This window comes from Colwellia sp. BRX9-1 (assembly GCF_014077195.1).
Taxonomy (GTDB): domain Bacteria; phylum Pseudomonadota; class Gammaproteobacteria; order Enterobacterales; family Alteromonadaceae; genus Colwellia_A.
In genome coordinates this window covers 211674-236579 of record NZ_JACGVM010000003.1, presented here as the reverse complement: position 1 = coordinate 236579, position 24906 = coordinate 211674, and the positions used below count along the sequence as shown (strand labels likewise).

Annotated in this window: 20 protein-coding genes; 7 read left to right on the top strand and 13 right to left on the bottom strand. The window is 37.6% G+C overall.

From position 1 onward, the window contains the following. Positions 1-67: 67 nt before the first annotated feature. Positions 68-940 carry a LysR family transcriptional regulator gene (locus tag H4J76_RS05405; protein WP_182213807.1) on the bottom strand — a complete coding sequence of 291 codons (873 nt, stop codon included), beginning with the start codon at positions 938-940 and terminating at the stop codon, positions 68-70. A 94-nt stretch (positions 941-1034) separates the two neighbouring features. Here H4J76_RS05405 and H4J76_RS05400 point away from each other — a divergent pair, with 94 nt between their 5' ends. Together H4J76_RS05400 and H4J76_RS05395 are read left to right on the top strand one after the other, a co-directional pair. Next, the gene (locus H4J76_RS05400; RefSeq protein WP_070375692.1) at positions 1035-1535 is read left to right on the top strand and encodes a lactoylglutathione lyase family protein; all 501 of its coding nucleotides are present in this window, start codon (positions 1035-1037) and stop codon (positions 1533-1535) included. 259 nt (positions 1536-1794) lie between these two features. Then, entirely contained in the window at positions 1795-3102 is a 1308-nt protein-coding gene (locus H4J76_RS05395) for a GGDEF domain-containing protein (protein ID WP_310734070.1), read from the top strand. 32 nt (positions 3103-3134) lie between these two features. On the opposite strand, the gene H4J76_RS05390 is transcribed toward H4J76_RS05395, so the two are convergent. After that, on the bottom strand, positions 3135-3488 hold the full coding sequence (locus H4J76_RS05390) for a DUF3802 family protein (RefSeq protein WP_182213806.1): 354 nt from the start codon (positions 3486-3488) through the stop codon (positions 3135-3137). Between the two features lie 370 nt (positions 3489-3858). On the opposite strand from H4J76_RS05390, the gene H4J76_RS05385 reads away from it, so the two are divergent. Continuing rightward, complete coding sequence (locus H4J76_RS05385) at positions 3859-6846, top strand: TonB-dependent receptor (protein ID WP_182213804.1); 2988 nt, start codon at positions 3859-3861, stop codon at positions 6844-6846. 192 nt (positions 6847-7038) lie between these two features. Here the strand turns inward: H4J76_RS05385 and H4J76_RS05380 are convergent, their stop codons facing one another. Next, the gene (locus tag H4J76_RS05380) at positions 7039-7182 is read right to left on the bottom strand and encodes a hypothetical protein (protein ID WP_182230223.1); all 144 of its coding nucleotides are present in this window, start codon (positions 7180-7182) and stop codon (positions 7039-7041) included. 368 nt (positions 7183-7550) lie between these two features. Between H4J76_RS05380 and H4J76_RS05375 the strand changes: the two genes are divergently transcribed. Then, a complete protein-coding gene (locus tag H4J76_RS05375; RefSeq protein ID WP_182213801.1) occupies positions 7551-10517 on the top strand; it encodes a TonB-dependent receptor in 2967 nt (988 codons plus the stop codon). Between the two features lie 495 nt (positions 10518-11012). On the opposite strand, the gene H4J76_RS05370 is transcribed toward H4J76_RS05375, so the two are convergent. The 8 genes from H4J76_RS05370 to H4J76_RS20145 form a co-directional block, all read right to left on the bottom strand. Further along, complete coding sequence (locus H4J76_RS05370) at positions 11013-11834, bottom strand: DUF1338 domain-containing protein (protein WP_182230222.1); 822 nt, start codon at positions 11832-11834, stop codon at positions 11013-11015. Positions 11835-12038: 204 nt separating this feature from the next. After that, positions 12039-13508 (bottom strand): succinylglutamate-semialdehyde dehydrogenase, encoded by a 1470-nt coding sequence (gene astD, locus H4J76_RS05365; RefSeq protein ID WP_182230221.1) that lies wholly within the window; start codon positions 13506-13508, stop codon positions 12039-12041. A gap of 124 nt (positions 13509-13632) precedes the next feature. Further along, the gene (gene astA, locus H4J76_RS05360; RefSeq protein ID WP_182213797.1) at positions 13633-14649 is read right to left on the bottom strand and encodes an arginine N-succinyltransferase; all 1017 of its coding nucleotides are present in this window, start codon (positions 14647-14649) and stop codon (positions 13633-13635) included. A gap of 105 nt (positions 14650-14754) precedes the next feature. Further along, positions 14755-15969, bottom strand: a complete 1215-nt coding sequence (locus H4J76_RS05355; protein WP_070375700.1) for an aspartate aminotransferase family protein — start codon at positions 15967-15969, stop codon at positions 14755-14757. A gap of 335 nt (positions 15970-16304) precedes the next feature. Next, on the bottom strand, positions 16305-17450 hold the full coding sequence (locus tag H4J76_RS05350) for an HDOD domain-containing protein (protein ID WP_182169190.1): 1146 nt from the start codon (positions 17448-17450) through the stop codon (positions 16305-16307). 115 nt (positions 17451-17565) lie between these two features. Then, positions 17566-18150: an aminodeoxychorismate/anthranilate synthase component II gene (locus H4J76_RS05345; protein WP_070375702.1), complete on the bottom strand. Its 585-nt coding sequence runs from the start codon at positions 18148-18150 to the stop codon at positions 17566-17568. Between the two features lie 195 nt (positions 18151-18345). Next, entirely contained in the window at positions 18346-19581 is a 1236-nt protein-coding gene (locus H4J76_RS05340; RefSeq protein WP_182213795.1) for an alginate export family protein, read from the bottom strand. Between the two features lie 498 nt (positions 19582-20079). Continuing rightward, entirely contained in the window at positions 20080-21258 is a 1179-nt protein-coding gene (locus H4J76_RS20145) for an MOSC N-terminal beta barrel domain-containing protein (RefSeq protein WP_182213793.1), read from the bottom strand. A 167-nt stretch (positions 21259-21425) separates the two neighbouring features. Here H4J76_RS20145 and mpl point away from each other — a divergent pair, with 167 nt between their 5' ends. Together mpl and H4J76_RS05325 are read left to right on the top strand one after the other, a co-directional pair. Continuing rightward, a complete protein-coding gene (mpl, locus tag H4J76_RS05330) occupies positions 21426-22817 on the top strand; it encodes a UDP-N-acetylmuramate:L-alanyl-gamma-D-glutamyl-meso-diaminopimelate ligase (protein ID WP_182230220.1) in 1392 nt (463 codons plus the stop codon). A gap of 2 nt (positions 22818-22819) precedes the next feature. After that, complete coding sequence (locus tag H4J76_RS05325; RefSeq protein WP_182213789.1) at positions 22820-23437, top strand: flavin prenyltransferase UbiX; 618 nt, start codon at positions 22820-22822, stop codon at positions 23435-23437. Here H4J76_RS05325 and H4J76_RS05320 read toward each other — a convergent pair. Continuing rightward, a complete protein-coding gene (locus H4J76_RS05320) occupies positions 23409-23618 on the bottom strand; it encodes a hypothetical protein (RefSeq protein ID WP_182213787.1) in 210 nt (69 codons plus the stop codon). The two genes, H4J76_RS05325 and H4J76_RS05320, sit on opposite strands and share 29 nt — an antisense overlap. A 37-nt stretch (positions 23619-23655) precedes the next feature. Beyond that, positions 23656-24093 (bottom strand): hypothetical protein, encoded by a 438-nt coding sequence (locus H4J76_RS05315; protein ID WP_182169200.1) that lies wholly within the window; start codon positions 24091-24093, stop codon positions 23656-23658. Positions 24094-24312: 219 nt separating this feature from the next. On the opposite strand from H4J76_RS05315, the gene H4J76_RS20270 reads away from it, so the two are divergent. After that, entirely contained in the window at positions 24313-24801 is a 489-nt protein-coding gene (locus tag H4J76_RS20270) for a hypothetical protein (protein ID WP_182230219.1), read from the top strand. Positions 24802-24906: the final 105 nt, after the last annotated feature.

Below are 24906 nucleotides of genomic sequence, written 5' to 3'. Positions count from 1 at the left end.
TGAGCCGATTTGAGTGTTTGCTTATCGCTAAAAAATTCATAGGCTAAGTGAGTTTTTATAGTCAATGTTATAAAATAAATTTACGAATCGATTTTTTAATTAATTGACTCCTTTGAGTGTCAAACGAATGTTTGTTTTGGCAAAGATATAAGGTTTCACTGACCGGTATCTCCAATGTGTGTACTTTTATCAGGCTTTGCTCAGGGAAAGCGTTTACCGCATGTAGGGGTAATACGGTAAAACCTAATCCTTGGCTAACGGGCAATAAAATCAAACTTATTTGATTAGAAAATCCTTTGTGCTTAAATTGACTTGTATGTTCAAATTCAAGGTAATTTTTACTCAATAATTGTTGTGCATGATGTTCTGAGTCAGGGTGGCTGATAAAACCTATAGAAGTAAGCACCTGCCAGTTGATACTTGTGATATCACTTGACGTCACTAAAACCAAAGGCTCAATGGCTATTTTTTTGTAGGCTAACTGTGGGCTCCTATTTAACTCAGTGAGTATCCCCAGGTCAATTTTTCGCTCAATTAAATTTTGCTCTATATTTTTATTGGGTGCAAAGGTGTAATCGATAATAAGCGCCGGATAGCGTTGCTGCATATCAAGCATCTTTGGGTATAGTTTTAAGCCGACACTGCCAGGTGTACTTATTTTAATGACACCGATAAAAGCATCATCTTGTTTAATTGAAGCTTCGATATCAGCAGATGTGTCTAATAAATCTTGTCCTTGTTGGCGTAATTTAATACCCGCATCGGTCAATGAGAAAGACTTACCCTCCCGCGTTAATAATAAAATGTCCAACTGCGCTTCAAGTTTTTTTATATGCTGGCTTACGCCTGATTGCGTCATAAAAAGAATTTCCGCTGTTTGGGTAAAATGTCCAACGTCAGCAAGCGTGCAAAATGTTTTTAACCAAATAAGATTTATCATAACAAAATGTACTCATTTATATTACAAATGATAATTTTATATACTTTATAAAGTTCACTATACTTTGTCTATCAAATTTAACGAGGTAATAAAAATGAGTAAAGCATATCCAAGAACTTTTTCCCATATCGGTATTTCAGTCCCTAATTTAGAGGCTGCTGTTGAATTTTATACTGGCGTTTTAGGTTGGTATGAAATAATGAAACCAACAGAAATCATTGAAGATGATAGCCCCATTGGCGCTATGTGTACCGACGTATTTGGTGCTAATTGGGGTAAATTTAAAATAGCCCACATGTCGACAGGCGACCGCATCGGCGTTGAGCTATTCGAATTTGCTAATCAAGAAAATCCAGAAGACAACTTTGAATACTGGAAAACAGGCGTGTTTCATTTTTGTGTGCAAGATCCTAATCTTGAAGAACTGGTGGAAAAAATTGTCGAAGCAGGTGGTAAAAAACGTATGGCAGAGCCGCGTTACTACTATCCCGGTGAAAAGCCCTATCGTATGATTTACATGGAAGACCCTTTTGGTAATATATTAGAAATATACAGCCACAGCTATGAATTAACCTATGCGGCCGGCGCTTACTAATTTAAAGTCATAGCTTATTAACACTGATGATTTAATAACCCAATAGAAAGTCATTTTCTCTTGGGTTATATCAAGATAACTTTAGCGCTTAATCCTGTCTCCTGTCTCCTGTCTCCTGTCTCCTGTCTCTGCACTATGCAAGCTTACCCACTGAATAAATATTGGCTAAATAACGATTATGTCGCAAGCATAATGCCTATTATTAATTTTCAACTACAATTAAACTTTCTGTAATATCATCAACAGTTAAGGTTTATTAGTGAGTAAAAAGAAACCATTACCCGTTACTTCAACGTCAAAGGATAATTTATCCGTAGACGTTAAGATGTTAACGGAAGTGTTAAATAACGTTGGCACTTGTATATTCACTAAAGATATTCATGGTTGCTATACCTATGTAAACCAGGCTGTACTGGATTTATTTAATATTAACTCAACAGATATCATTGGCTTTGATGATAGTCATTTCTTTGATTTAGCGTTATCTCAGCAACTAAAAGAAAATGATCGAAAGGTTATTAAAGAGGCTATAACTGTAGAAAATGAAGAAACAAACTTCATCAAATCCCTACAAGAAACCCGGATATATAAAACGGTTAAAAAACCCTTGTTCGATGATGCTAACAATGTCATCGGTATTTGTGGTGTATCAACAGATATAACAGCAGAAAAAAAGCTCCAAAAAATAATTAAAGCACAGAAAAAATTACTTCATACGGTACTTGATAATGTTGATGCTTATATTTACATGAAAGATAATGAGCGAACATTTAAATATGTAAACAGTAAAGTTGCTGAATTATTTGGTACGTCAGCAGAAAATATTATTGGTAAGAAAGACACTGAGGTTTTACCACTTGATGTTGCTGAGCATTTTAACCAATCTGATCAAAAAGTTTTTGATACGGGCGAAAAACAAACCATAGAAGAAACCTCAGCAGATGAACAAGGTAATGTACGTTACTATATTAGTACAAAAATTCCTTATCAACACCAAGGTGAACTTCCAACGTTAATTGGATTTTCTACCGACGTCAGTGAATTGTATGCGTTAAAAGAAGAATTTAGAAAACAAGCAAATACCGATTCATTAACTAAGCTGTATAACCGCCGCTATTTTATTGATCATGCTGAACGAGAGTTTCATCGTGCTAAAAGGCACCTTCGCATTCTATCCTTGATTGCTATTGATATTGACCACTTTAAAGATATCAATGATAGCTATGGCCATCCGATAGGGGATAAGGTGCTAATGTCAGTGGCTCAATGTTTACTTCCTTGTCTTCGACAAGAAGATATTTTAGCCCGTATTGGCGGTGAAGAATTTTCAATATTGCTCCCTGAAACTACATTGCAGTCAGCAAAGGTTGTCGCAGAGCGTATTCGACTTAATCAAAGTAATCTAATTATAAAAGGTGAGTGGCAGGGCGAAATTAAAGTAACTGTTAGTATCGGTGTTACTTGTATAAGATTTGCAGATGATAACTTTGATGATTTCTTTACCCGCGCTGACCGAGCATTATATCAAGCGAAAGACTTGGGTCGTGATCAGGTTTTTTGTGGGTAAATATTATTGCTCGAAATAATTCGTTCAACGCCTTAAGATAAAAACTGACTGTGAATTTCGCTATCAAATAAATTCTTAATCAGTAAGGCAAATTCTTTAATGAATGTTTTTTGCTCGTTAGTGACTTTGTTGTTAATAACGCCAGAGAGAATCTCTTCTAAATCATAAACAATAGCATCAACTTCTCGAATAATAGTATTGCGCTGATTAAAAGACAACGCTTCGTTCTGGCTGCAAATACTGATGATTTGTTCACTTAATTCTTGTTCAATAACGCTCATAACGGTATCTGAATCAGCACTTACTGAGGAGGAGTTTTCAAATAAACTGAAATGCTCAGTCAAGTATTCAATAATATGGATGTAACCTTCAGTATCTGTAACCATTAAAAATGTAACCTTTATAAAAAAATATACCATACCTCTTATGTAGGCGTTTGATCAAGGTTGGTCACTGCTATTTTTTCGTTATTTATAAAAAAAATTTAGATTGAAATATGTCTATTAATTAGTCTTTTTTTTTATTGAAAAAGATATATTGTTGCAAACATTACTGTACGAATAAATAGACATTTATATAAATATCAGGTGGTTAGCTTCGTCTGTAAAAGTTCAAAATAACTTTGACCTAAAGGCTTGTAATATCTCCATATTCAGGCAGTATCAAGGGGTTGTTAATTAAACGAACGATTTGTTTAAAAGTTAACCTCATGATTTTAAATAATTAAAATTATAAGTTCAGGGAGAAATACTAATAATGAAAAATTCTAATTTAAAGCGAAACTTTAAACGCTCAATTGCAGCTATCGCTGTAACGACTGTTCTAGGTATGAGTACAGCATTTGCAGATACCGGTGGTCTAAAATTCCAAGTAACTGATGCAGAGGGTAAACCTGTAGCGGGTGCCGTTGTAAATGTAAGCACTTCTGAAAGTTTAGTTAGCCGCAAAGGCGTAACTGATAAAAATGGTTACTTAAGATTATCAGGTTTAGACCCATCAACTAAATATGAAGTTGAAATAACAGGTAATGGTTTTGAACCTTTTTCACGTGATAAAGTGCGTGTAGTGTCAGGTAAAAGCTTTGATGTAAATTACATCTTATCTGGTATTGGGGATAATATCGAAGTGATTTCAGTGAGAGGCTCTGTTGCAACCATTGATACTAGCTCAACGACATCAGGTATTGATTTAACTTTAGAAATGCTTGAATCTTTGCCTACTGCGCGTAATTATCAAGCATACTTACAATTAGCACCAGGTACTAAACCTTCTACAGGTGGAAACCCTTCCTCTAAATCAGGTGTTAACTATAGTGATAGTGGTGGCAGTGTAGGGGTATCTACAGATAACGTTTATTATATTGATAATATTAATGTTACCGATAATAACACAGGTACATTTGGTGCAAACTTTAACTCCGAAATTATTCAAGAACAACAAATACTGACGGGTGGTATTCCTGCTGAGTTTGCCGGTGGTGCAGGTTTAGTCTCTCGCGTTATTACTAAGTCAGGTAGTAATGAATTTCATGGTTCTGTTAACTACTACCTGCAAAATGATGGCTTAGTTGCTGATAACAAAAATGAAGATGCAAATAGCTTTTCAACCTTTGATACGGCTTTTACGCTTGGTGGTCCAATCATCAAAGATGAATTATGGTTCTTTACTTCTTATCAAGTCAAAGACCTTGAAGAAGATGTTGCTGATCCAGAAACGGGTGCACTTCAACGCACGATTACTAATGAAGCTGATTTAGGTTTTGCTAAATTAACTTGGCAAGCAACTCAAAATGATCGTTTTGTTGTTTCGTACTTTAACGATCCAACAGAAATAAGTGGTTCAGCTGATGCGTCACTCTTTAATAATCGAGATAGAGCTCGAAAACAAGGTGGTGATAATCTGCATTTTGAATACTCTCATACATGGGATGATTTAATTGTTACTGCAGAATATGCTTCACATGAAGGAGAACTGTCTAGTTTAGCCGCAGACCAATCTTCAAGAAATGATGTGGCTTATTTAGGGGGTAACCCTACGGGTCGTGATCTTTCACTCGGTGGACTCGGTTCTGACTCTATTACCAGTCGTGATGGCACTGAAATGAAAATTACTGCCGAATATTATTTAGATACGAGTGATTTTGGCTCTCATGTTATTAAAACCGGTTACTCACAAACTAAAAGTACCTTTAAAACCAGCCTAGAATATACTGGTGACGGCGCGCAATACACATCAATTCCAGGTCAAAATTCAGGTGCAACTTTTGGTAGCTATGTTAGCGATAGCTGGACAGGAACTACCGATATTTCTGATTCAGACAGTGACGTAGATGGCATTCTAGATGCGATGGTAGCAACTGATAGCGCATACTATTTAGGCCTGTTAGATTCTGATAATGATGGTGCAATTAGTCGTGCAGAATTAGATGAGATGACTTTTAATAGTTCTACGGGTAATCCAAATGGTTTAAATAATGTTTATCGCATTAATATGACCCAAACAGCTCCGGTTGAAATGTCAATTGAAGGTCAAGTATTCTTCATTCAAGATGAATGGAGCAATGATGATGGTATTTCGGTGAATATTGGCATACGTTCGGAAAAATATGAGCATATTTCATCTGCAGGCGATACGATTCAAACGTTCGACTGGGAAATTGCTCCTCGCTTAAGTGCTGCATGGGACATTAATAACGATGGGGAAAGTAAAGTCTTTGCTTTTGTTGGTCGCTACTATGATCCGATTCGTACCGACATGACAAGTTTTGCGGGTAATCTGACGGGCCCTGTTCGTGAAGAGCAAGTTTTTGCTGGTGACCGCTGGCTAACATTCCGTACACGTGGTGGTCAAAAGGGTGGTCAAGATGCCTTTTTCGCTCCCAGTATTAAAACGCCCTACACGGACGAGTTATTAATTGGTTATACGCAAGCCTTATCTGACGATATGAGTATTGATCTTACTTACACTAAGCGTGTAACCAAAGATATCATGGAAGATTATGACCTAGGAACTTTCTCAGATCCAAATAATGAAGCATTAGTAAATTCACCCTTTTACTTACCTTATTCATACTTTGGATATTCAGAAGCTCCTGAATCAAACTTTGTTATCGGCACACTGTCTGGTGCAAAACGTGAATATCAAGGCCTTGAGGCAACTTTCCGTAAACGCCGTACAGACAATTGGTCAATGCTTGCGTCCTTTACTTATAACGATGCGCAAGGTAATTCAAACTCAGATGGCAACGCTGATTACCAAGGTGATGTATTAGAGTTAGATCCAGCCGCACCTAATATGTGGGGTGATCAACCGGGTAATATTAAATACTTAGCGAAACTGGCAGGTAGTTATTATTTTGACAATGGCATTGAAGTTGGTGCTGTTTACAACTGGAACTCGGGGACACTTTATAGTACTAACTACGCTCGCGGTAGTCGTCACTTCCCGTTACGTGAAGATAATGCTTATGATTTTGGCGGTATTTCTTCACGTTGGGTTCAAGATGGTGTGGTCGCAGCTAACACTAGTGCTTCCTATGGTACTTTAGATCTTCGTGTTAAATATGTTTATGATTTTGATGAATACAAAGCAGAATTTTTTGTAGATATGTTTAATGTCTTGGATGATCAAGCAGGTGTACGTGAACAAGATCTTAAAGCGGGTGACGGTATTTATGCCTTTGGTGAAGCTATTGAATGGGTTCAACCTAGAAGACTATACTTAGGTGCGCGTCTTTCTTTCTAATTAAATGATAACTTAATAAAAATGCCAGCATCTTGCTGGCATTTTTTTTTATATATCTAGATACCTCAGTTATTAACTAGGTTTATTTCATGCGTTAACTGTCGTCGCGTAGAACCTTGGCTGCTTGCTCATCTAAACTGATCATTATTTTTCTACTCAACACTTTACCTAAACATTAACGAAAATTACCCCTTAATCTTTTAATGGGTCATATAAATATGGGAATGAATCAAACATTGGCATTATTTCTGGGCGAGGCGAATCGTTATGTTTTTTAAATCGCTCAGCTACATAGCTGCAGTTAAATTGAATTGTATTATATAAAGTAGAACTCATTGTTGCTCCCTCAAGTGATTTATAGCTTAATTTGATTACTGATATTTGGAATATTTCAATTAATACGGATATTTTGTATAAAATATTTTTACAAAAAAGTTACAAAAAGGCTTTTTTTTTGTTTGTAGCGTCTATAAATCGATACATATTTGGATATGGTTTGGTTAATAGGTTGATTATTTCATTGGTAAACAGTTGGTTAGGTACTAATAAAAAAGTTCAAAAACATTTTTGTAATAGGGGTTGTAATATTTCTATATTCAGGCAGAATTAATGGATATTGTTACCTAATGTAACAATTTGTTGAAATATTCAAAGAATTTAAAACAATAAATATTTAAACTATAAGTCCAGAGAGAAACACTAATATGAAAAATTCTAATTTAAAGCGTAGCTTTAAACAATCAATTACTGCTGTAGCAGTAGCGATGTCATTGAGTGCAGCAATGCCTGCAATGGCAAATAACACAACAGGTTATATTACTGGTAGTTCTATTAGCCAAAGTGGTCAAGTTCTTGGTTCAGTTACAATTAAAATTGTAAACAAAGAAACTGGTTTAACCCGCTCTGTTGTTTCTGATAGCGAAGGTTCTTTCCGCTTCCCGCTTCTTCCTCCTGGAATGTATGACATTACAGCAATGAAAGATGGCTTCCAAATCACAGCTCAAAAAGATGTTAAAGTTGGTATGGGCGGTAAAGTTAGCCTTAACATGACTCTAGCTGCTGATGATATTGAGCGTATTGAAGTTACTGGTTCAGCTATTGCTATGGTTGATATCACAAGTTCAAGCACAGGTATCGTTGTTGATACTTTAACTCTTGATAGAGTACCTGTTGCACGTGATTTCACTGGTGTTGCTTTATTAGCACCGGGTACAACTAAAGGTGATTCTGCTTTTGGTAACAACCCATCTATTGGTGGTGCATCTGTAGCTGAAAATGCTTACTATGTGAATGGTCTTAACATTACTAACTTCCGTACAGGTGTTGGTTCTAGTCAACCACCATTTGAAATGTATGATACATTTGAAGTTAAAACTGGTGGTTACTCGGCTGAATTTGGTCGTGCTACTGGTGGCGTAATTAACGCAAAAACTAAAAGTGGTTCAAACGAATTTAAAGCTGGCGTAAATGTTTACTACGAACCAGATGCTTTAAGAGAAGATAAGCAATCACAAAAACGTGATGACGGTACTTTACGTATTGATAACACTGGCGATGAGAATGACTTCTACGAAGTTAACTTATGGGCAAGTGGCGCTATCATCGAAGATACTCTTTTCTATTACGCACTATACAGCCCGCGTAGCGATGAATTTGAATACAACGGTGGACAAGCTTCTACTCCAGATGGTATTGCACAAAGTTTATACTCACAAAAAGATGATGATTCTTTCTGGGGTGCAAAAGTAGATTGGTATATTACTGAAAACAATATCCTTGAAATCTCAGCTTTCTCTGATCAAAGTACTACAACTACATTGAGAACTGATTATATTGGTTCTACTGGTGCTGAACCAAAAGAAAGTTTTGAAGACAATGGTGGTTTGAACTACACAGCTAAATTAACGTCTATTATTACTGACGATTTTTCAGTATCAGTTCAATACGGTATCAATGAAACAGACCGTACAGCTGGTAGTGTTTTAGATGCTAACCCAGCTATTTACCGTAACTTCACTAGAACAGGAGCGTTTGTTCCTGGTGGTAACTTTGCTAACTTTAGCATTGGTGAAGGTGATGATCAGCGTCAAGTTGTTCGTATCGATGCTGATTGGTACTTAGGTGATCATGAAATACGTTTTGGTGTTGATAAAGAATCACTAACGGCAAACCAACAAACAATTAACTCTGGTGGCGCTTACTACTTATACGTAATCGGTGAAGATGATACTACGATTGATTATGTACGTCACCGTACATACAGCAGCGGTGGTTCTTTTGAATCAGAAAACTTTGCATACTACATTCAAGATCAATGGCAAGCTACAGACGATCTAGTTATTAATGCTGGTATTCGTAACGATTCATTTGAAAACAAGAATGGTATTGGTGAATCTTTCATTAAACTTGAAAACCAATGGGCATTACGTTTAGGCGCTGTATACGATGTTATGGGCGATGGCGAGTCTAAAATATGGGCAAGCTACGGTCGTTACTATCTTCCAATCGCTGCTAACACTAACATTCGTTTAGCCGGTGCTGAAACTTATGTTCAAGATTACTACAACTACGACGGAATGAGCAGCGATGGGTTAGAAGTTCCTAACCTAACTGGTGGTACTTACACTGGTCGTCCTCAAGATGTATTCTCAAACGGTGATGTTCCAGAAGCAGGCGCAATCGTTGATTCAAGCATCGACCCTATGTATTCAGATGAATTCATTGCCGGTTACCAGTTCCAGTTAAATGACGAATGGAGCATGGCAGTTCAAGGTACTTACCGTGAACTAGCAACAACTATTGAAGATGTTGCAATCGATTTTGGTTTTAATGAATATGTTAATCGTGAATTCGGTTCAGCTTGTACTGAATGTACAGGTTTCCATTACTATGTACTAACTAACCCAGGTACAGACATTACTGTAACGACTGACCCTGATGGTGATGCTGGTCCTTTAGCTAATCAAGAATACACTATTCCTGCATCTGACTTAAACTACCCTGAAGCTATCCGTAAATATGCTGCTGTTGACGTAACTGTTAACAAAGAGTGGGATGGCAAATGGATGTTAACTGGTACTTACACTTGGTCACATAGCTGGGGTAACAACGAAGGTTTAGTTCGTTCAGACAACGGTCAAGATGACGCTGGTTTAACAACTAACTTTGACCAACCTGGTTTATTAGATGGTGGTGATGGTAACTTACCAAATGACCGTCGTCATTCAGTTAAAGTATTTGGTTCTTACCAAGTTACTGATGACTTGAATATTGGTGCAAACTTCTCATGGCAAGCAGGTAAGCCAAGAAGTGCATTTGGTATTCACCCAACTGATATATTTGCTCAGGCATATGGTTCAGAGTCTTTCTACAAAGGCGGTCAATTAGCTAAACGTGGTTCAGAAGGTACAACAGATTCTCTTTGGAACCTTGATTTAACGGCTAGTTACGACATTGAATTTGAAGACTTTGACTTAAATCTTCGTGCAGATGTTTTCAACGTATTTAACAATGATACAGCATCTGAATTCGACGAGATTTATGATGATGAATCTAGAACTGATTTCAATGAAGACGGTTCAGGTAACTACTTTGTTAGCCCAACTTACGGCTTAGCACAGAACTGGCAGACTCCACGTTATGTTCGTTTAAGCGCTTCAATCCGCTTCTAAAAATTGTTTAAACAATAATTTAGTTGTTAAAAAACCCGCTACTTAGCGGGTTTTTTTATGGTTAATATTTAACAAGCGATATTTATTGTTCACTGAACTTTAACGTTTGCTGTATTTATATAAGGGTAAATGCCAGACATTAAAAATTAGAGGGCGTTAAATGAAACGCTTACCTATAAATAGCAGAGAATAAATAGTAAGGGTTAATCCCTTTCAGTCGTCAGCGATGCTTTAAATACTAGTTCAGGAAAAACTAATCATAATATAGGAAAAGGATAAGTTCTTATTCGAACCAAAGGATCCGATTTCAGTGCCAAAATAGAAAGGCTGAGCACCAATGAAAGGTGTTTGATATTTGTAATCGGTAATGTGACTAATGTCATGGAGTAAAAGGGAGGACTATGCAAAGTAATGTTATTGTTGTAAAAATTTAGCGAGCAGGGCTTTATTTCTGCTCGCTATAACCTAGCCCATTGATGGGTTGTTGAACAACAATTAGGCTGCTACGTTGGTACTTTCAAATATCTTATCTGCAGAAGCCGCAACAAAACCAGCATATAGCTCGCCAGAATCTAATGGGTATCGCTTAGCAAATTCATAAAAACAGCTAGGGATTTCTGCTTCTCCATCTGAGAATTTCACAATAGCTTTATCTGCCATGGTTGACGATTGTTCAAGTTTAACGATTGAGTCGCCTTTGATTTCACCGCCGGTCGTGTTTAATAAAAACCCACCTGCTTTAACGGCGATATTTACCTCTTCAATAGTCGAAAAGTTATCTAGGTGATTGATACTGACAGTAAAGTGGTTTGCACGGTATCCCCAAGCAGCCACCCAAGCGGCATATTCACTCTCTGCTAACAAAGTTTGGTACTCTGCTTTGCTTACTTGCCAATGTGTACCAGAATACAAGAAACTACTCTGTGCAACCTTCTCATCGTCTATAGCACTAACCATTTTTTCGATAATGTTTTGAACATTAACTGAGAATTCTTTGACGCGTAATTCACTGATAAAAACTTTTGGCAAGCTCGCATCACTGTGTTCAAAATGTTTTGCATTAAGTTTTTTGCTTGAAAAGTCATATTCACCAGAATATTTATAACCTAGCGCTATTAAGATCGTGGCTAATTTATCTAAATTTACCTTCGCACTATCAAAGGTTCGATAAGCAACATGATCGTTGATTAAATCGCCTCCTGAGCTGAGTAAATGATGAATTTTATCGGCAGAAGGCGTAACTTCAATATAGTTTTGCCAAATGTTAGTAAACAAGTCAGTAACTTGCTGGTGTTGAATTGAATTAATATTTGTCATGTAAATATCCGTAGTAGGAGTAGGTAAAATTAGTGACTAATGAATAGTTAAAGAGAGGCGTTCATTTTAAAAGGATTTATGAGAATGCGTGTCACTGCTAACTATTCAGGCTGAATGGCTAGATTTGATCTATATTCTTAAAAAAGCTGGGACGAAGCCCAGCTTTGATTATTAACTTATTAGCGTACATTACTGTAAGTGTGCCTAAATACTCAAGCCTGGGCTTAATGTTGCTGGTAATGACACTTTAGGTGCTTCAACAGAGGCTACTGGGTAAGCACAGTAATCAGCTGCATAGAATGCACTTGCTCTATGGTTACCACTTGCGCCAATACCACCAAATGGAGCCGCACTACTTGCGCCTGTAATTGGTTTATTCCAATTAACAATACCTGCACGTATTCTACGGAAGAAGTGGTTGTATAAATCTTCGCTGTCACTTAATAGGCCAGCAGACAAACCAAATGAAGTGTTGTTTGCTTCATTGATCGCCGCGTCGAAATCTGTGTAACGGTATACTTTTAATAATGGACCAAAATGCTCATCATCAGGCATAGCTTTAATCGATGTTACATCAACAATACCCGGAGAAATAAAACCAGTACCTGCTTCTAAATGCTTCATTTCAACTAATGATTGTGCACCTAAATCTAGTAACTGTTGCTGTGCAGCAACAAGACTTAACGCTGCTTTTTCAGAAATCATTGAACCGATAAAAGGTTGTTCTTCATCGTCAAAATAACCTATTTTAATCGCTTTTGTCGCTTCAATAAGCTTAGCGATAATAGCATCACCTTGTTCGCCTGCTTCAATAAATAAGCGTCTTGAACAGGTACAACGCTGTCCTGTAGTAACAAAGGCTGATTGAATAATATCATGTACTACCGCTTTAACATCGCTAATATCTTTAACGATTAGTGGGTTATTTCCACCCATTTCTAAAGCTAAAATCTTACCCGGTTGGCCGCCAAATTGTTCATGTAATAAATGGCCAGTATTTGAACTACCGGTAAAAAACAAACCATCGATTTGTGGATGTGAAGCAAGCGCTTTGCCTGTTTCAACTTCACCTTGTACGAGATTTATGACACCGTTTGGTAAACCCGCCTGTAACCAAAGTTTTAAGGTTTCTTCAGCAACTTTTGGTGTTAATTCACTTGGTTTAAATACAACTGTGTTACCCGCTATTAATGCAGGAACAATATGTCCGTTAGGTAAATGACCAGGGAAGTTGTAAGGACCGAAAATGGCAACAACACCATGAGGCTTATGACGTATCATTGCTTTTGCGCCAGGCATTGGGTTTTCAACAGTACCCGTTCGCTCATTGTTTGCTTTGACAGAAATCGCTATTTTACCCATCATGGCGCCAACTTCTGTACGGGTTTCCCAAAGAGGCTTACCTGTTTCTTCTGCAATAGTTATTGCCAGATTTTCTTTGTTCTCACCAAGAAGCACAGCAAAGTTTTCAGCAATAGCAATACGAGCTTCAAGACTCATGTCTGCCCATGACTCAAACGCCGCTCTCGCACTTTTTACCGCAATATCAACTTGTTCTTTAGAAGCAGACTTTCCCTGCCAAATAACTGTGTTTCTTGCGGGGTTTAACGAGCTAACATCGTGACCTAAACCTGCTTGCCACTGACCATTAATTAATTGTATTGCTTTTGACATTTTTCTGTCCTTATACTTTACGACGTTACCAGGTGACATAAAAACCCACCTAATGAACTAATTATTATTTCACTGCGCGCTGCTCAGTGAAATAAAATGATTGCTTAGAGAATCAAGGTTTACGTTAATTGCGAACTAAGCGTACAAAATCACCTTCATTTACATGCAGTGCTTTAGCGATATCGTCTGACATCAACACCTGTTCAGCAGTTGCTCTTAGCGATACCTTTGCTTGAACAGCTCTAAAACCTGCAACTTTCGTGTTACAAATAATAAAATTAGCTTTATCATCTGTCTCACCAATAATGACTTGATACTTGCCACTATTTCGAATTGTTTTTACTTTGGCTGTTTGTGCTTCAACCGTGGGGCCACCATCAAAGATGTCAACGTATCCTCGGCGGGCAAAACCTTCGGCTTCTAATAATCGCAAGGCAGGTAATGTCTTAGGATGAACTTCGTTAATCACTTTTTGTGCATCTTTGCTTAATAAACTGACATAGATAGGATGCTTTGGCATTAACTCAGCGATAAAGACTTTTTTACCAATACCGGTTAAGTAATCGGCTGTTGGAAAGTCCATCGAAAAGAAATGCTCTTCTAACCAATTCCAAAAAGGAGATCGTCCTTCTTCATCAGATATACCACGCATCTCAGCGATAACTGTGTCTGCAAAGCGCTCGTGATGTTCAGCCATAAACAAAAAGCGACAACGAGACAAAAAACGGCCATTTTTATTTTTTCGGTGACTCTCACCCAAAAACAAAGTACAAATTTCAGATGCACCCGTGTAGTCATTACACAGTGACAATGTTTCTACGGTATTATAAATGCCTAACTCACGAGAATTATGGACGACTTTACCTAAATGATAATGGTAAAAAGCATCTTCTAAACCTACAGCGGCTTCAATACCACTTGTACCAACAACCTGACCCGTGTCAGTATCTTCCATTACAAACAGATAACCTTCGCTAGACGGGTGCGACACATCTTTATCGAAAGAATACTCAGAATGAGCGATACGTTGCTTTAATAAGCCTTCATTGACAGGTAGTGATGTAAAACCGTGTCCTGATTCTATCGCAATACGATGTAAAGAGTCATAATCGCTCGCTTGAATAGGGCGTATAATAATCATAGAAAGATCTCATTTTTTACAAAGAAAAATGAAATTGCAGTCATTTTAGAAAAATAACTACAATTTCAACGGTGTAATTGTTTTATTAAGGTAATTTAACAATGACTATTTTGCTAGTTTAGCAACAGCTTTTTCAAAACGAGCTAAGCCTTCATCGATATCAGCATCTGGAATAACTAATGAAGGAGCAAAACGAATAATGTTTGCGCCAGCAACTAAGGTCATAACACCTTCTTCTAAAGCAGCGTTTAAAAAGTCTTTTGCTTTGCCATGATACTGCTCGGTTAGTACCGCACCAATTAACAAGCCTTTACCACGAATTTCTTTAAATACTTTATGCTTAGCATTAATTGCGTTTAAACCTGCAACGTAGCGTTTTGCTTTTTCTTTTACACCATTTAAAATTTCTGGCGTATTAACCGTATCAAATGCAGCTTCAGCTACAGCACAGGCTAATGGGTTACCACCATAAGTACTACCGTGAGTACCTATTTTAAGGTGTTTAGCAAGTTCGGTTGTTGTTATCATCGCGCCGATTGGAAAACCACCACCTAATGCTTTTGCGGTTGTTAAAATATCAGGTACAACATTTAGACCCATATAAGCATATAAGTCGCCAGTACGGCCAACACCTGTCTGTACTTCATCAAAGATTAGTAAAGCGTTATGTTGATCACAAAGTTCACGCACACCTTCAATGAACTCTTGTGTAGGAGAAACTAAACCGCCTTCACCTTGTAATGGTTCAATCATTATGGCACAAGTTTTATCAGACATAATTGCTTTTAGTGCTTCTAGGTCGTTGTAGTCAACGTGATCTATATCACCAGGCTTAGGGCCAAAACCATCTGAATAAGCTTTTTGTCCACCGACAGTAACGGTAAAGAAAGTACGGCCGTGAAAACCTTGATTAAATGCAATAATTTGTGTTTTGCCTGCGCCATGAACATCAAGTGCCCAGCGACGAGCTAATTTAAGGGCTGCTTCATTTGCTTCAGCGCCCGAGTTGGCAAAGTAAACTTTATCTGCAAAAGTATGATCAACCATTTTTTTAGCTAAACGTAAAGCGGGTTCATTCGTCATTACGTTAGATAAGTGCCAAATTTTATCAGCTTGGTCTTTTAATGCGCCAACCAATGCTGGGTGACAATGGCCTAAACAGTTAACCGCAATACCGCCAGCAAAATCAATAAATTCACGGTCTTGTTGATCCCAAACACGAGAGCCTTTACCACGTACAGGGATTACCGTTGACGGCGCATAGTTAGGTACCATTACGTCATCAAATAATTTACGGTCTACAGGAAAATGGTTAGTCATTGTTCACACCTCAAGTTATTAAACACTGCTGTGCAGTGTATCTTGGCATTACCGCAAAATAGCTCAGCAGGTAAAAACCTTATATTAGTTTATTTTTCAGCAGACATAAAAATGATGAAGCTAAAAATTAGGCGCTAAGTATGACAGAGAAAACAAGTACTGTCTTGCTCAAAATGACTGCAGACCTTATAAAACAAAGGCTTGCCATGTTTTATTCAGTATAGATGCATAACTATATAAAGAGAGTTTTATAGGCTTACTAACGGAATTGCTCGTGAGGTAACGAACACAGTGGGTTATTAACAATAGGTAAACTTTTCATAATTAATCAAAAATTATTTAAAATTTAATTTTATGTGATCAATGTCGCTTTTCTTTAATAAATTGATCTCTTGTGGTGTGATTCGTACTGTTGTTAACAGTAACTTAGCTTCATCATTACTGATTAAATCATCTTTAGCTAAGCTTCTAAAAGCAACATACGCTTTTGCTTTGGTGACTATTTGCGCTAGTGGGCACATTTTTTCTAATGTTTCTGTGTAGGCAAGATCAAATATAGCTTCGGTAATTTGCAAGCGGTCTAGACGCATCAACTCCACTAAATCTGCTGATATCTTGCTACTGCGTGTTATTAGCTGTTCGATTAATAAGTCTGGTGAAGCGTCAAAGGCAACTAATGTATCATGAAGTTTTTTATCTTTATTCTCGTAAGCAGCTTTTAATTCTGCGGTATGTAACTCACTGTAAGTGGTTAAAAAGCAGCGAGAAACAGCGATTAGTCCTAGGTGACTAAACATGCCAGCAGCAAAAGCCGAAAATTCATCCATACCTGCTTTTTTAGCCAATACTGAGGAAGACATGGCAACAGCCAAACTGTCATTCCAAAGTTTTCTTTTCATTAACGTGTAAGGAGCCGTGCTATTAGGTAACCAATGTTTGAGCATAAAGGTTGGCATGACTAACTTTAAATTGTCTAAGCCGATATAACTTAATGCTAAACTTGCGTCAGTAACTTGGACATCGGCCCGTTTACGATACTGTGGTTTATTGACCAGATTAATTAGCTCATTTGCTAACCAAGGTAATGATTTAGCTAAAGGAATAATACGATTAATCGAAGCGGCGCGCACTGACAGTATTTCCATAATACTGGGAATGGCATCTTCAATTTTTAATATTTTGTTGTAGAGGTTTTCTTTGTTATCAAATTTTTTGTTTACTTCAGTTGTCACATGGGTAAAAAATTTAGCCATGACTTGCTCAGTAAAGAAACTTTCTCCGTGGGCCTGAATGATTTTATTTTTATTTGCTTCTTCTTCAACCGCAAGTAATTCTCTGCGGCGATTAGCTTGTTCGCTGTTTTGATGGACAGCAACAGACACTTTTCCACTTTGCTTTTCAGCAAAGCCTTTACTGATCATTAAGCTCATCGCTCTTTTATATATTGGGGCGACTAGGTCGTTGTTTTCAAATATCTGCATGAGCTAATAGGGTGTTTTCCAATAAAGTTGAACTTGAATAGTCTTTATCGGCGACATACACAAAAGTATGAATGATGACAAATGAGAGTGATCGCCTGACGCTAATTTTTTTGTTTTATTTGCAGTGAGTAATAAAGTTCTTCAGTAACATCATGCCTTGTTCCGTTAAAATCGATTCAGGATGAAATTGTACACCTACAATAGGCAATGTTTTATGGGCTAAGGCCATAATTTCATTGTTTTTACCCTGTTCATCTTTGCTCCAAGCCGTTACTTCAAGGCAATCAGGCAAAGTGTCTTTATTAACAATTAATGAATGATAGCGTGTCACAGTTAAAGGGTTATTTAATTGATGGAATAAGCCACTTTCGTTATGTTTTATTCTACTTGTTTTCCCATGCATCACGACAAGTGCTTTTTCAATACTTGCACCAAAGTGTTGTGCAATGCACTGATGACCTAAACAAACACCTAAAATTGGCACTTTACCGGCAAAGTGTTTAACTATCTCTAATGATAATCCCGCTTCATTTGGAGAACATGGACCTGGAGAAATAACAATATACTGGGGTGATAGTACCCTAATTTCAGCTAAAGTTATTCGGTCATTTCGTGCAACGACGACCTCTTGCCCTAATGCTTGGAAGTAATGTACTAAATTAAAAGTAAAAGAGTCGTAATTGTCGAGCATTAATAACAAAATAGTCCCTTGGGTAGGAAGATAATAAACGCGGCTATTCTAATCGCTCATCATTGACAATTCATTATATATTTCTACTTTGCTGCTTTGTTGTTGTTTTTGTTGGTTTTTTAATAACATAACAGACACCCCACATAAAAAAGGCTGATACTTACGTAACAGCCTTTAATTAAGATGATGTTCAAGCGTAAGTTTCTAGAACTTAGTTGCAACTTGTATCCATAGTTTGCTGGTATCCGTACTCAATTCATCAGCACTGTAACGGGCAAATTTTACCAGTAAGTCGTAATCCTTTTTAAAGGTATAGGCGGCGACAAGATCTAATTCTGTACCATAGTCTATATTGCCTTCATTTGCCGCTAGGTCATGGAATGTTGCCGCTAACTTAACTCCAGCCAATTTTGTTTTAACGGTAATGTATGTATCTTCAACACCATTTGGCATACCAGTACTGCTACCCGTATTTAAGAATTTATCTGAAAAACCTTGGAATTTATGTAAGGTCGCAAAAGGTGTACTAAATGCTGCTTTAGCGTTATCACTGCCTAAAACCTCAATGCCTGCTAATAATGTAACTTGACCTAAGTCAGTGGCTATCTCAGCATTGTAGTAGTTAGCATCGTAATTTACGGGGTTATCACCAACGTCGCTTTGCATTGCTGCACTTAAGTTAACACTTACCGCGCCAAATTTACCATTGTAAAGAGCGCCGAAGGTGCTTGAAGACATTGCATGTGCTCTATCAAAGTCTAATACATAGGCAAATGCTGATATTTTGTGTTCGGTATTAATTTTGTAGGCAGCATTCGCAAAATGAAAAGCACCTGAAAGATCGTCACCTTTTTTGTCATCGCCAAAAATGCGGTTTGCGTTATAGATGTAGCTGTAATCGAGGGAAAGTGCAGCGCTTGCGGTATATTCAATACGGTAACCGTCATAGGTTTGTTCATTTTGACGCCAGCCAACACCACCAATAAAACGCTGATTATTATGTAAAATACGTTGGCGACCTGCTGTTAATTTAACTTTTTCGCTATTGTATTGTAAAAAAGCCTGGTTAACGTCGGTTATTTCAGGGTCAGCAACGACAGCATCACTGCCAGAGTAATCAAAGGTTAAGTCATTATAATCATCAACAATGGCGGTTACATTATCAACCTCAAGGCCTAACGACCATTTTTTATAATTGCCTGTTTGTAGGGTTAGACGAGACTTTATTGTTAACGCTGTTGCATCTTTATCTGTGGTGCCATTTGCACCGTCTTCATCGACACCTTCATAGCGGGCGCGTAAGCTCACATTTACTTTACTGTCTGTTAGTGCTTTTTTAATACCTGAATTGAATGCCGCATCGTCTGCCATTGCAAAAGGCGCAGAAATAATAGAACCGGTAATTAAAGCCAGTGATAATTTTGTTTTCGTAAATTTCATCGTGTATATCCTATCTATTTTATGTATGTATCTTTCGGCTCGACACACGTTATTGCGACCAAACAAGGAGGTCACACACAGTGGCGTTATTTAATATGGTTTAATGTTTATTTCTTGAGAACTAATTAATGGGCTGATTTTGTCACTTTGCCAAAATGCAAAGTTTGATTTAAATCAAGTTGTGATTTTGTCTAATGATGCAGCTGTTTTATTGTTGATTTACATCAAACATTAGCTTGATACTGTTAGAGCGGATTAAAAGTAGAATGATAAAATGCTAAATACATAGCAGATAAAATATAGTAAAGAGGATTGAATTATCTCAGCGCTAAAGTAAAGCATATCTGCTTATCAACGCTTGTTCATACAAGGTGAGTTATAAAAAAATGGATAGTCGTTAAAAAGAGAACGGTATCAATTGCCGTTCACTTTAGTCACGTTACGATATATGTATCAAAGGTTTATCGGGAATTATTTTTCAATAAAAGCGGTTGCTTATTATCTTTTTGCTAACACTAAGTCTGATTGTGGCACTGAGCTACAAGCTAAAACAAAGCCTTGTTCTTTCTCATCGTCACTTAAACCGTCGTTAGCTAATTGTTTAACATCACCATCTATTAGTTTTATTTTACAACGACCACACATGCCACCACGACATGAATAGGGAAGTAGCATTCCTGCTGATTCACCTTGTTCTAAAATAGAGTCTTTTGTGTTGCCAATAACGTTTTTGTTCCATGACTCAAAGTTTAAATTAACTTTTCCTTTACGCATTTTTTTTGGCTCCTTGTTAACACTGGCTTGTGCAGTCGTTTTTTTGTTAGCTGTTTTTTTTGTTGGTTTGGCAATAAATATAGGTGGATTTTGCTTCTTTAAAATAACAATTTCATCACCTTGCTGAATACTTCCTTGATTAAGCGCAATTAAATTTTGCCCAAACATCACATCTCCACTGGCCACTTGTCGGTAGTTTATTAAGGTTGTTAGCGGTTCTTGCTGTGGATGATTTTCGGCATTGTTAGGGTTCACTGTAGTGAAAATACAACGTGAACAAGGCTTAGTTACTTCAAATTCAACCTCGCCAATACGAATATGCTGCCAAGTGTCTTCGGCGTAGGCATCGCAGAGGTTAGCCACAATATTAGGTCTGAATTGTTTCATGGTAATCGCAGGGATTGATTGTTGAGTTAGCCGGTTATTTAAATCATCGAGTGAGGCTTGAGAGGTAAGCAATAGTGGATAACCGTCAGCAAAGGCAATTTTTTTATGACTTTTGCTAACTAAACGCTGTGATTTTTTACCAAAATAAAGAAGCTGGCAAGGTTTTTTTAGGAATTGGCTGAACCATAAATCAAAATTTTCATGGCCATACTGTGCTTGTATTTCATCTTGCCATACCGTTACTTTTTTATAAATGGGTGACAATTCTTGATAAAGTAGATGCAGCGCTGGCATATCTGGAGCGGTTAATATTAAGCCCTGTGCAGATAAATTAACCTTAATAAGGCAAAGTGTTGGTTCAGTGCGAGCGGTTATAAATTGGCCATTTTTATCTGTTATGACAAAACGGCGGTCAAGGCTCAAGCCCAAGTCATCAACCCAACTAGTCGATAATGAAATACCAGCAGCCGATTTAATCGGGTAAATATGAAGTGATTGTAGTGAAGGTGATCGCACGTCGCATCCTTTAATTTAGTATGGCTATGCATACTTACTAAATTAACAAGGCATTGCAATGCCTTTTTACTATCTTATCAGGTATATTATCAGAGATTATTTTGATCTTATTTTTATTACTGGTTACCACAGCATTGCCAAGGTAACCAAGCTTTAACGGACATAACATGCATATTCACATTTTAGGTATTTGCGGCACATTTATGGGCGGTATCGCCGCTATTGCAAAACAGCTGGGGCATCGTGTTTCAGGTTGCGATGCTAATGTTTATCCGCCAATGAGCACACAACTTGAACAATTAGGTATTGAGTTAAAACAAGGCTACTTAACAGAACATTTAAAAGATGAGCCTGATTTAGTGATTGTTGGCAACGCCATGTCACGCGGCAATGTTATGGTTGAATACGTACTCGATAGAAATATCGCCTACACGTCTGGCCCGCAGTGGTTATTAGATAATGTTTTAAAAGACCGTTGGGTCATCGCTATTTCGGGTACTCATGGCAAAACTACCACTAGCTCTATGGTTGCCTGGATCCTAGAGTATGCTCATATGAAACCGGGTTTCTTAATTGGTGGTGTACCACAAAATTTTGATTGTTCGGCACGTTTAGGTGACGCCCCCTTTTTTATCATTGAAGCCGATGAATACGATACCGCCTTTTTTGATAAGCGCTCTAAGTTTGTTCATTATCGTCCGCGCACATTAGTGATTAATAACATGGAGTTTGATCACGCTGATATTTTTAATGACTTATCTGATATACAACGCCAATTTCATCATCTTATTCGTATGGTGCCAAGTAACGGCCTAGTGTTGTCACCCAAAAATGAATCAGCCATCACTGAAACTTTAGCGCAAGGTTGTTGGACACCCACAGAATTTAGTGTCGAGAATGAATTTAGTAAATCTGGCTGGTATGCAGAAAAGCTTACTGGCGATGGTAGTGAGTTTATTGTCTACTTTAAGGATGAAATACAAGGCACAGTAAAATGGAACTTAATTGGTGATTTTAATATCGATAACGGTTTAATGGCTATTGCCGCTGCTCGACATGCCGGCGTTCCTAGCCATGTTGCTATTGATGCACTGGCTGAGTTTATTAATACCAAAAGGCGTTTAGAGCTGCGCGGTGAAGTAGGGAAGGTACGTGTATTTGATGACTTTGCCCATCATCCTACCGCTATTGCTAAAACGTTAGCCGGTGTTCGAGCGAATGTAAGTGCTAACGGTGAAGGCGATCAATCATGTCGAGTAATCGCGGTATTAGAACCAAGATCAAACACCATGAAATCAGGTGTTCATAAAGACACCCTTCCAGCATCATTAGCGCAAGCAGACGTTGTCTATTTATTTCAAGACGAGCAAGTGCAATGGTCAGTAAATACACTGATTAAAGAATGCCGACAGCCGTGTTTTGTTGAGACAGATATCGATGTTTTAGTGAGTCATATCGTTAACAACTCACAAGCAGACGATACTATCGTTGTGATGAGTAATGGTGGATTTGGCAATATTCACCAAAAAATATTAGATCAATTAGCAAAGAAAGGATAGTTATGAACGAGTTTCGAGAAAAAATTACTGTCGCAATTACCGGCGCATCTGGTGCTCCCTATGCATTAAGATTAATCGAATGTTTAGTTGCTGCGAATGTACAAATTTATGTTTTATGTTCAAGCGCAGCACGAGTTGTTCTTGACACAGAAGTTGGCATTAAAATACCGGGTTCACCTGACGGCGCCACTCAATTTCTCAGTGAAAAATTTAAGGCAAAACCTTCACAAATCACAGTCTTTGGCAAAGAACAATGGTTCTCTCCCGTGGCTTCTGGCTCTGCTGCCCCTAAAAAAATGATTGTCTGTCCTTGTTCAACGGGCACATTAGCCGCTATTACCTTAGGTATGAGTGACAACTTGATTGAGCGTGCTGCCGATGTTGTTATTAAAGAAAGAGGGCAGTTGATTTTAGTGGTACGAGAATCACCTTTTTCTACCATACACTTACAAAATATGCTGACACTTTCACAAATGGGCGTTACTGTCATGCCAGCGGCACCTGGCTTTTATCATCACCCCAAGTCGATTAATGATTTAATTGATTTTATGGTGGGCAGAATGTTGGATCATTTAGGTATTGAACAAGCGATTATTCCGCGCTGGGGTTATCAGCTTTAATATTTACTTGTGGTGTTTGGCTTTTATTCTCTGTTTTACAATTGGGATCGATCTCTTTGCGGTGAATATCGCAAGGAGTTGATTGACCATTAATTATAATTTTTTGTCGACCATTGCTCATTGACACAGAGCCACAAGAAAATAAAAAAAGTATCAGTAAAGTAGATAATAACTTTTGCATATTTTTGCTCTAGAATCCTATGTGAAATCAGTATAAGTTATTTAAATAAGTTAGAACAGTTTTCAGGTGAGGCTGCCATTAACGTAACCGTTTTACCACTTCGCACTTTTACACAACTTACTGATTCAGGAATTTTTTGCTTTTGAATGACATCAAATTCACCTTGGATGGCGGAATTTAGATGGTACTGAAAAGCATCATTACTCCCTTCAAATAAAGCGGTAAATAACCCAAAAACTAATGCCCCAGCGATGGTCCCTGCAATCATATCTTTATGGTTACCGTCAAGTTCGCCTAATAAGCCAATGCCAGCACCGGTAATAATACCTGTTTTGACCTCTGAAGATAAAGTTACCGGAGTAACCGACGCAATAGTCGCATAAAATTCTTTAATTATTTGGTGTTGCTCTGCTCGGTCAACCCCATGGCTTGCACATCCGGCAAATAGTAAAGCGCTAAGTAATAATCTTTTCATGGTGTTTTCTCAATAATTTATTGTGCATATAAAAAGGAGGGCACAAGGAGTATGAAAAGATGTTACCGAGAGTTACAAGCCAAAAATATTTAAAAATTGTATGTTAATTGTTTACGGTGGCTTACATAATTTTACGTTTTCAAAAAATTATAGGTAAGGCGTTAATAGGATATTGCTTATGCCAAGTTTTGGGGTAATAGGCCTGAAAAATTCTCTGGCTTGATTAGAGTACCCCAAACGGTATTGAGTTCGCCTGGGGATTTAAACCATAGTGAACTTATTGATAAAATACTCAAATGGGATGAATGGCATTATAGTTTAAATACCTCACCTAAAATCGTTGTATTAGATACACGCACCCAGCGATGGTACTCTGAAAGTAATGCCGGCAAACCTTCTGGCTTAATGGACTGGCAGTCATTATCAGCCCTACAGCAAGCGTTAATTAATGAGCCTAATATTATCATGGTCTCTGCTGCACCTATTTATGGGGTTAAGTTGATTGAAACTATTCAGCGTATTTTTACTTTTTGGGGAAAGCCTTTAGCAGTAGATGCTGAAAACTGGATGGCACACTCTGGCACAGCTAATGTGATGTTAAATATTTTTAGACACAATAAAACACCGCCTAATTTTATTATTCTTACAGGTGATGTGCACTATTCTTTTGTTTATAAAGTGACTTACCGTTTTCGTCGTGACAGCTAAAAAATATTACAAGTCACCTGTAGCGGTTTAAAAAATGAATTTCCGGCCGCTTTATTACATACCTTAGAAAGGCTAAATAAATATTTGTATGCGACTTATTCACCG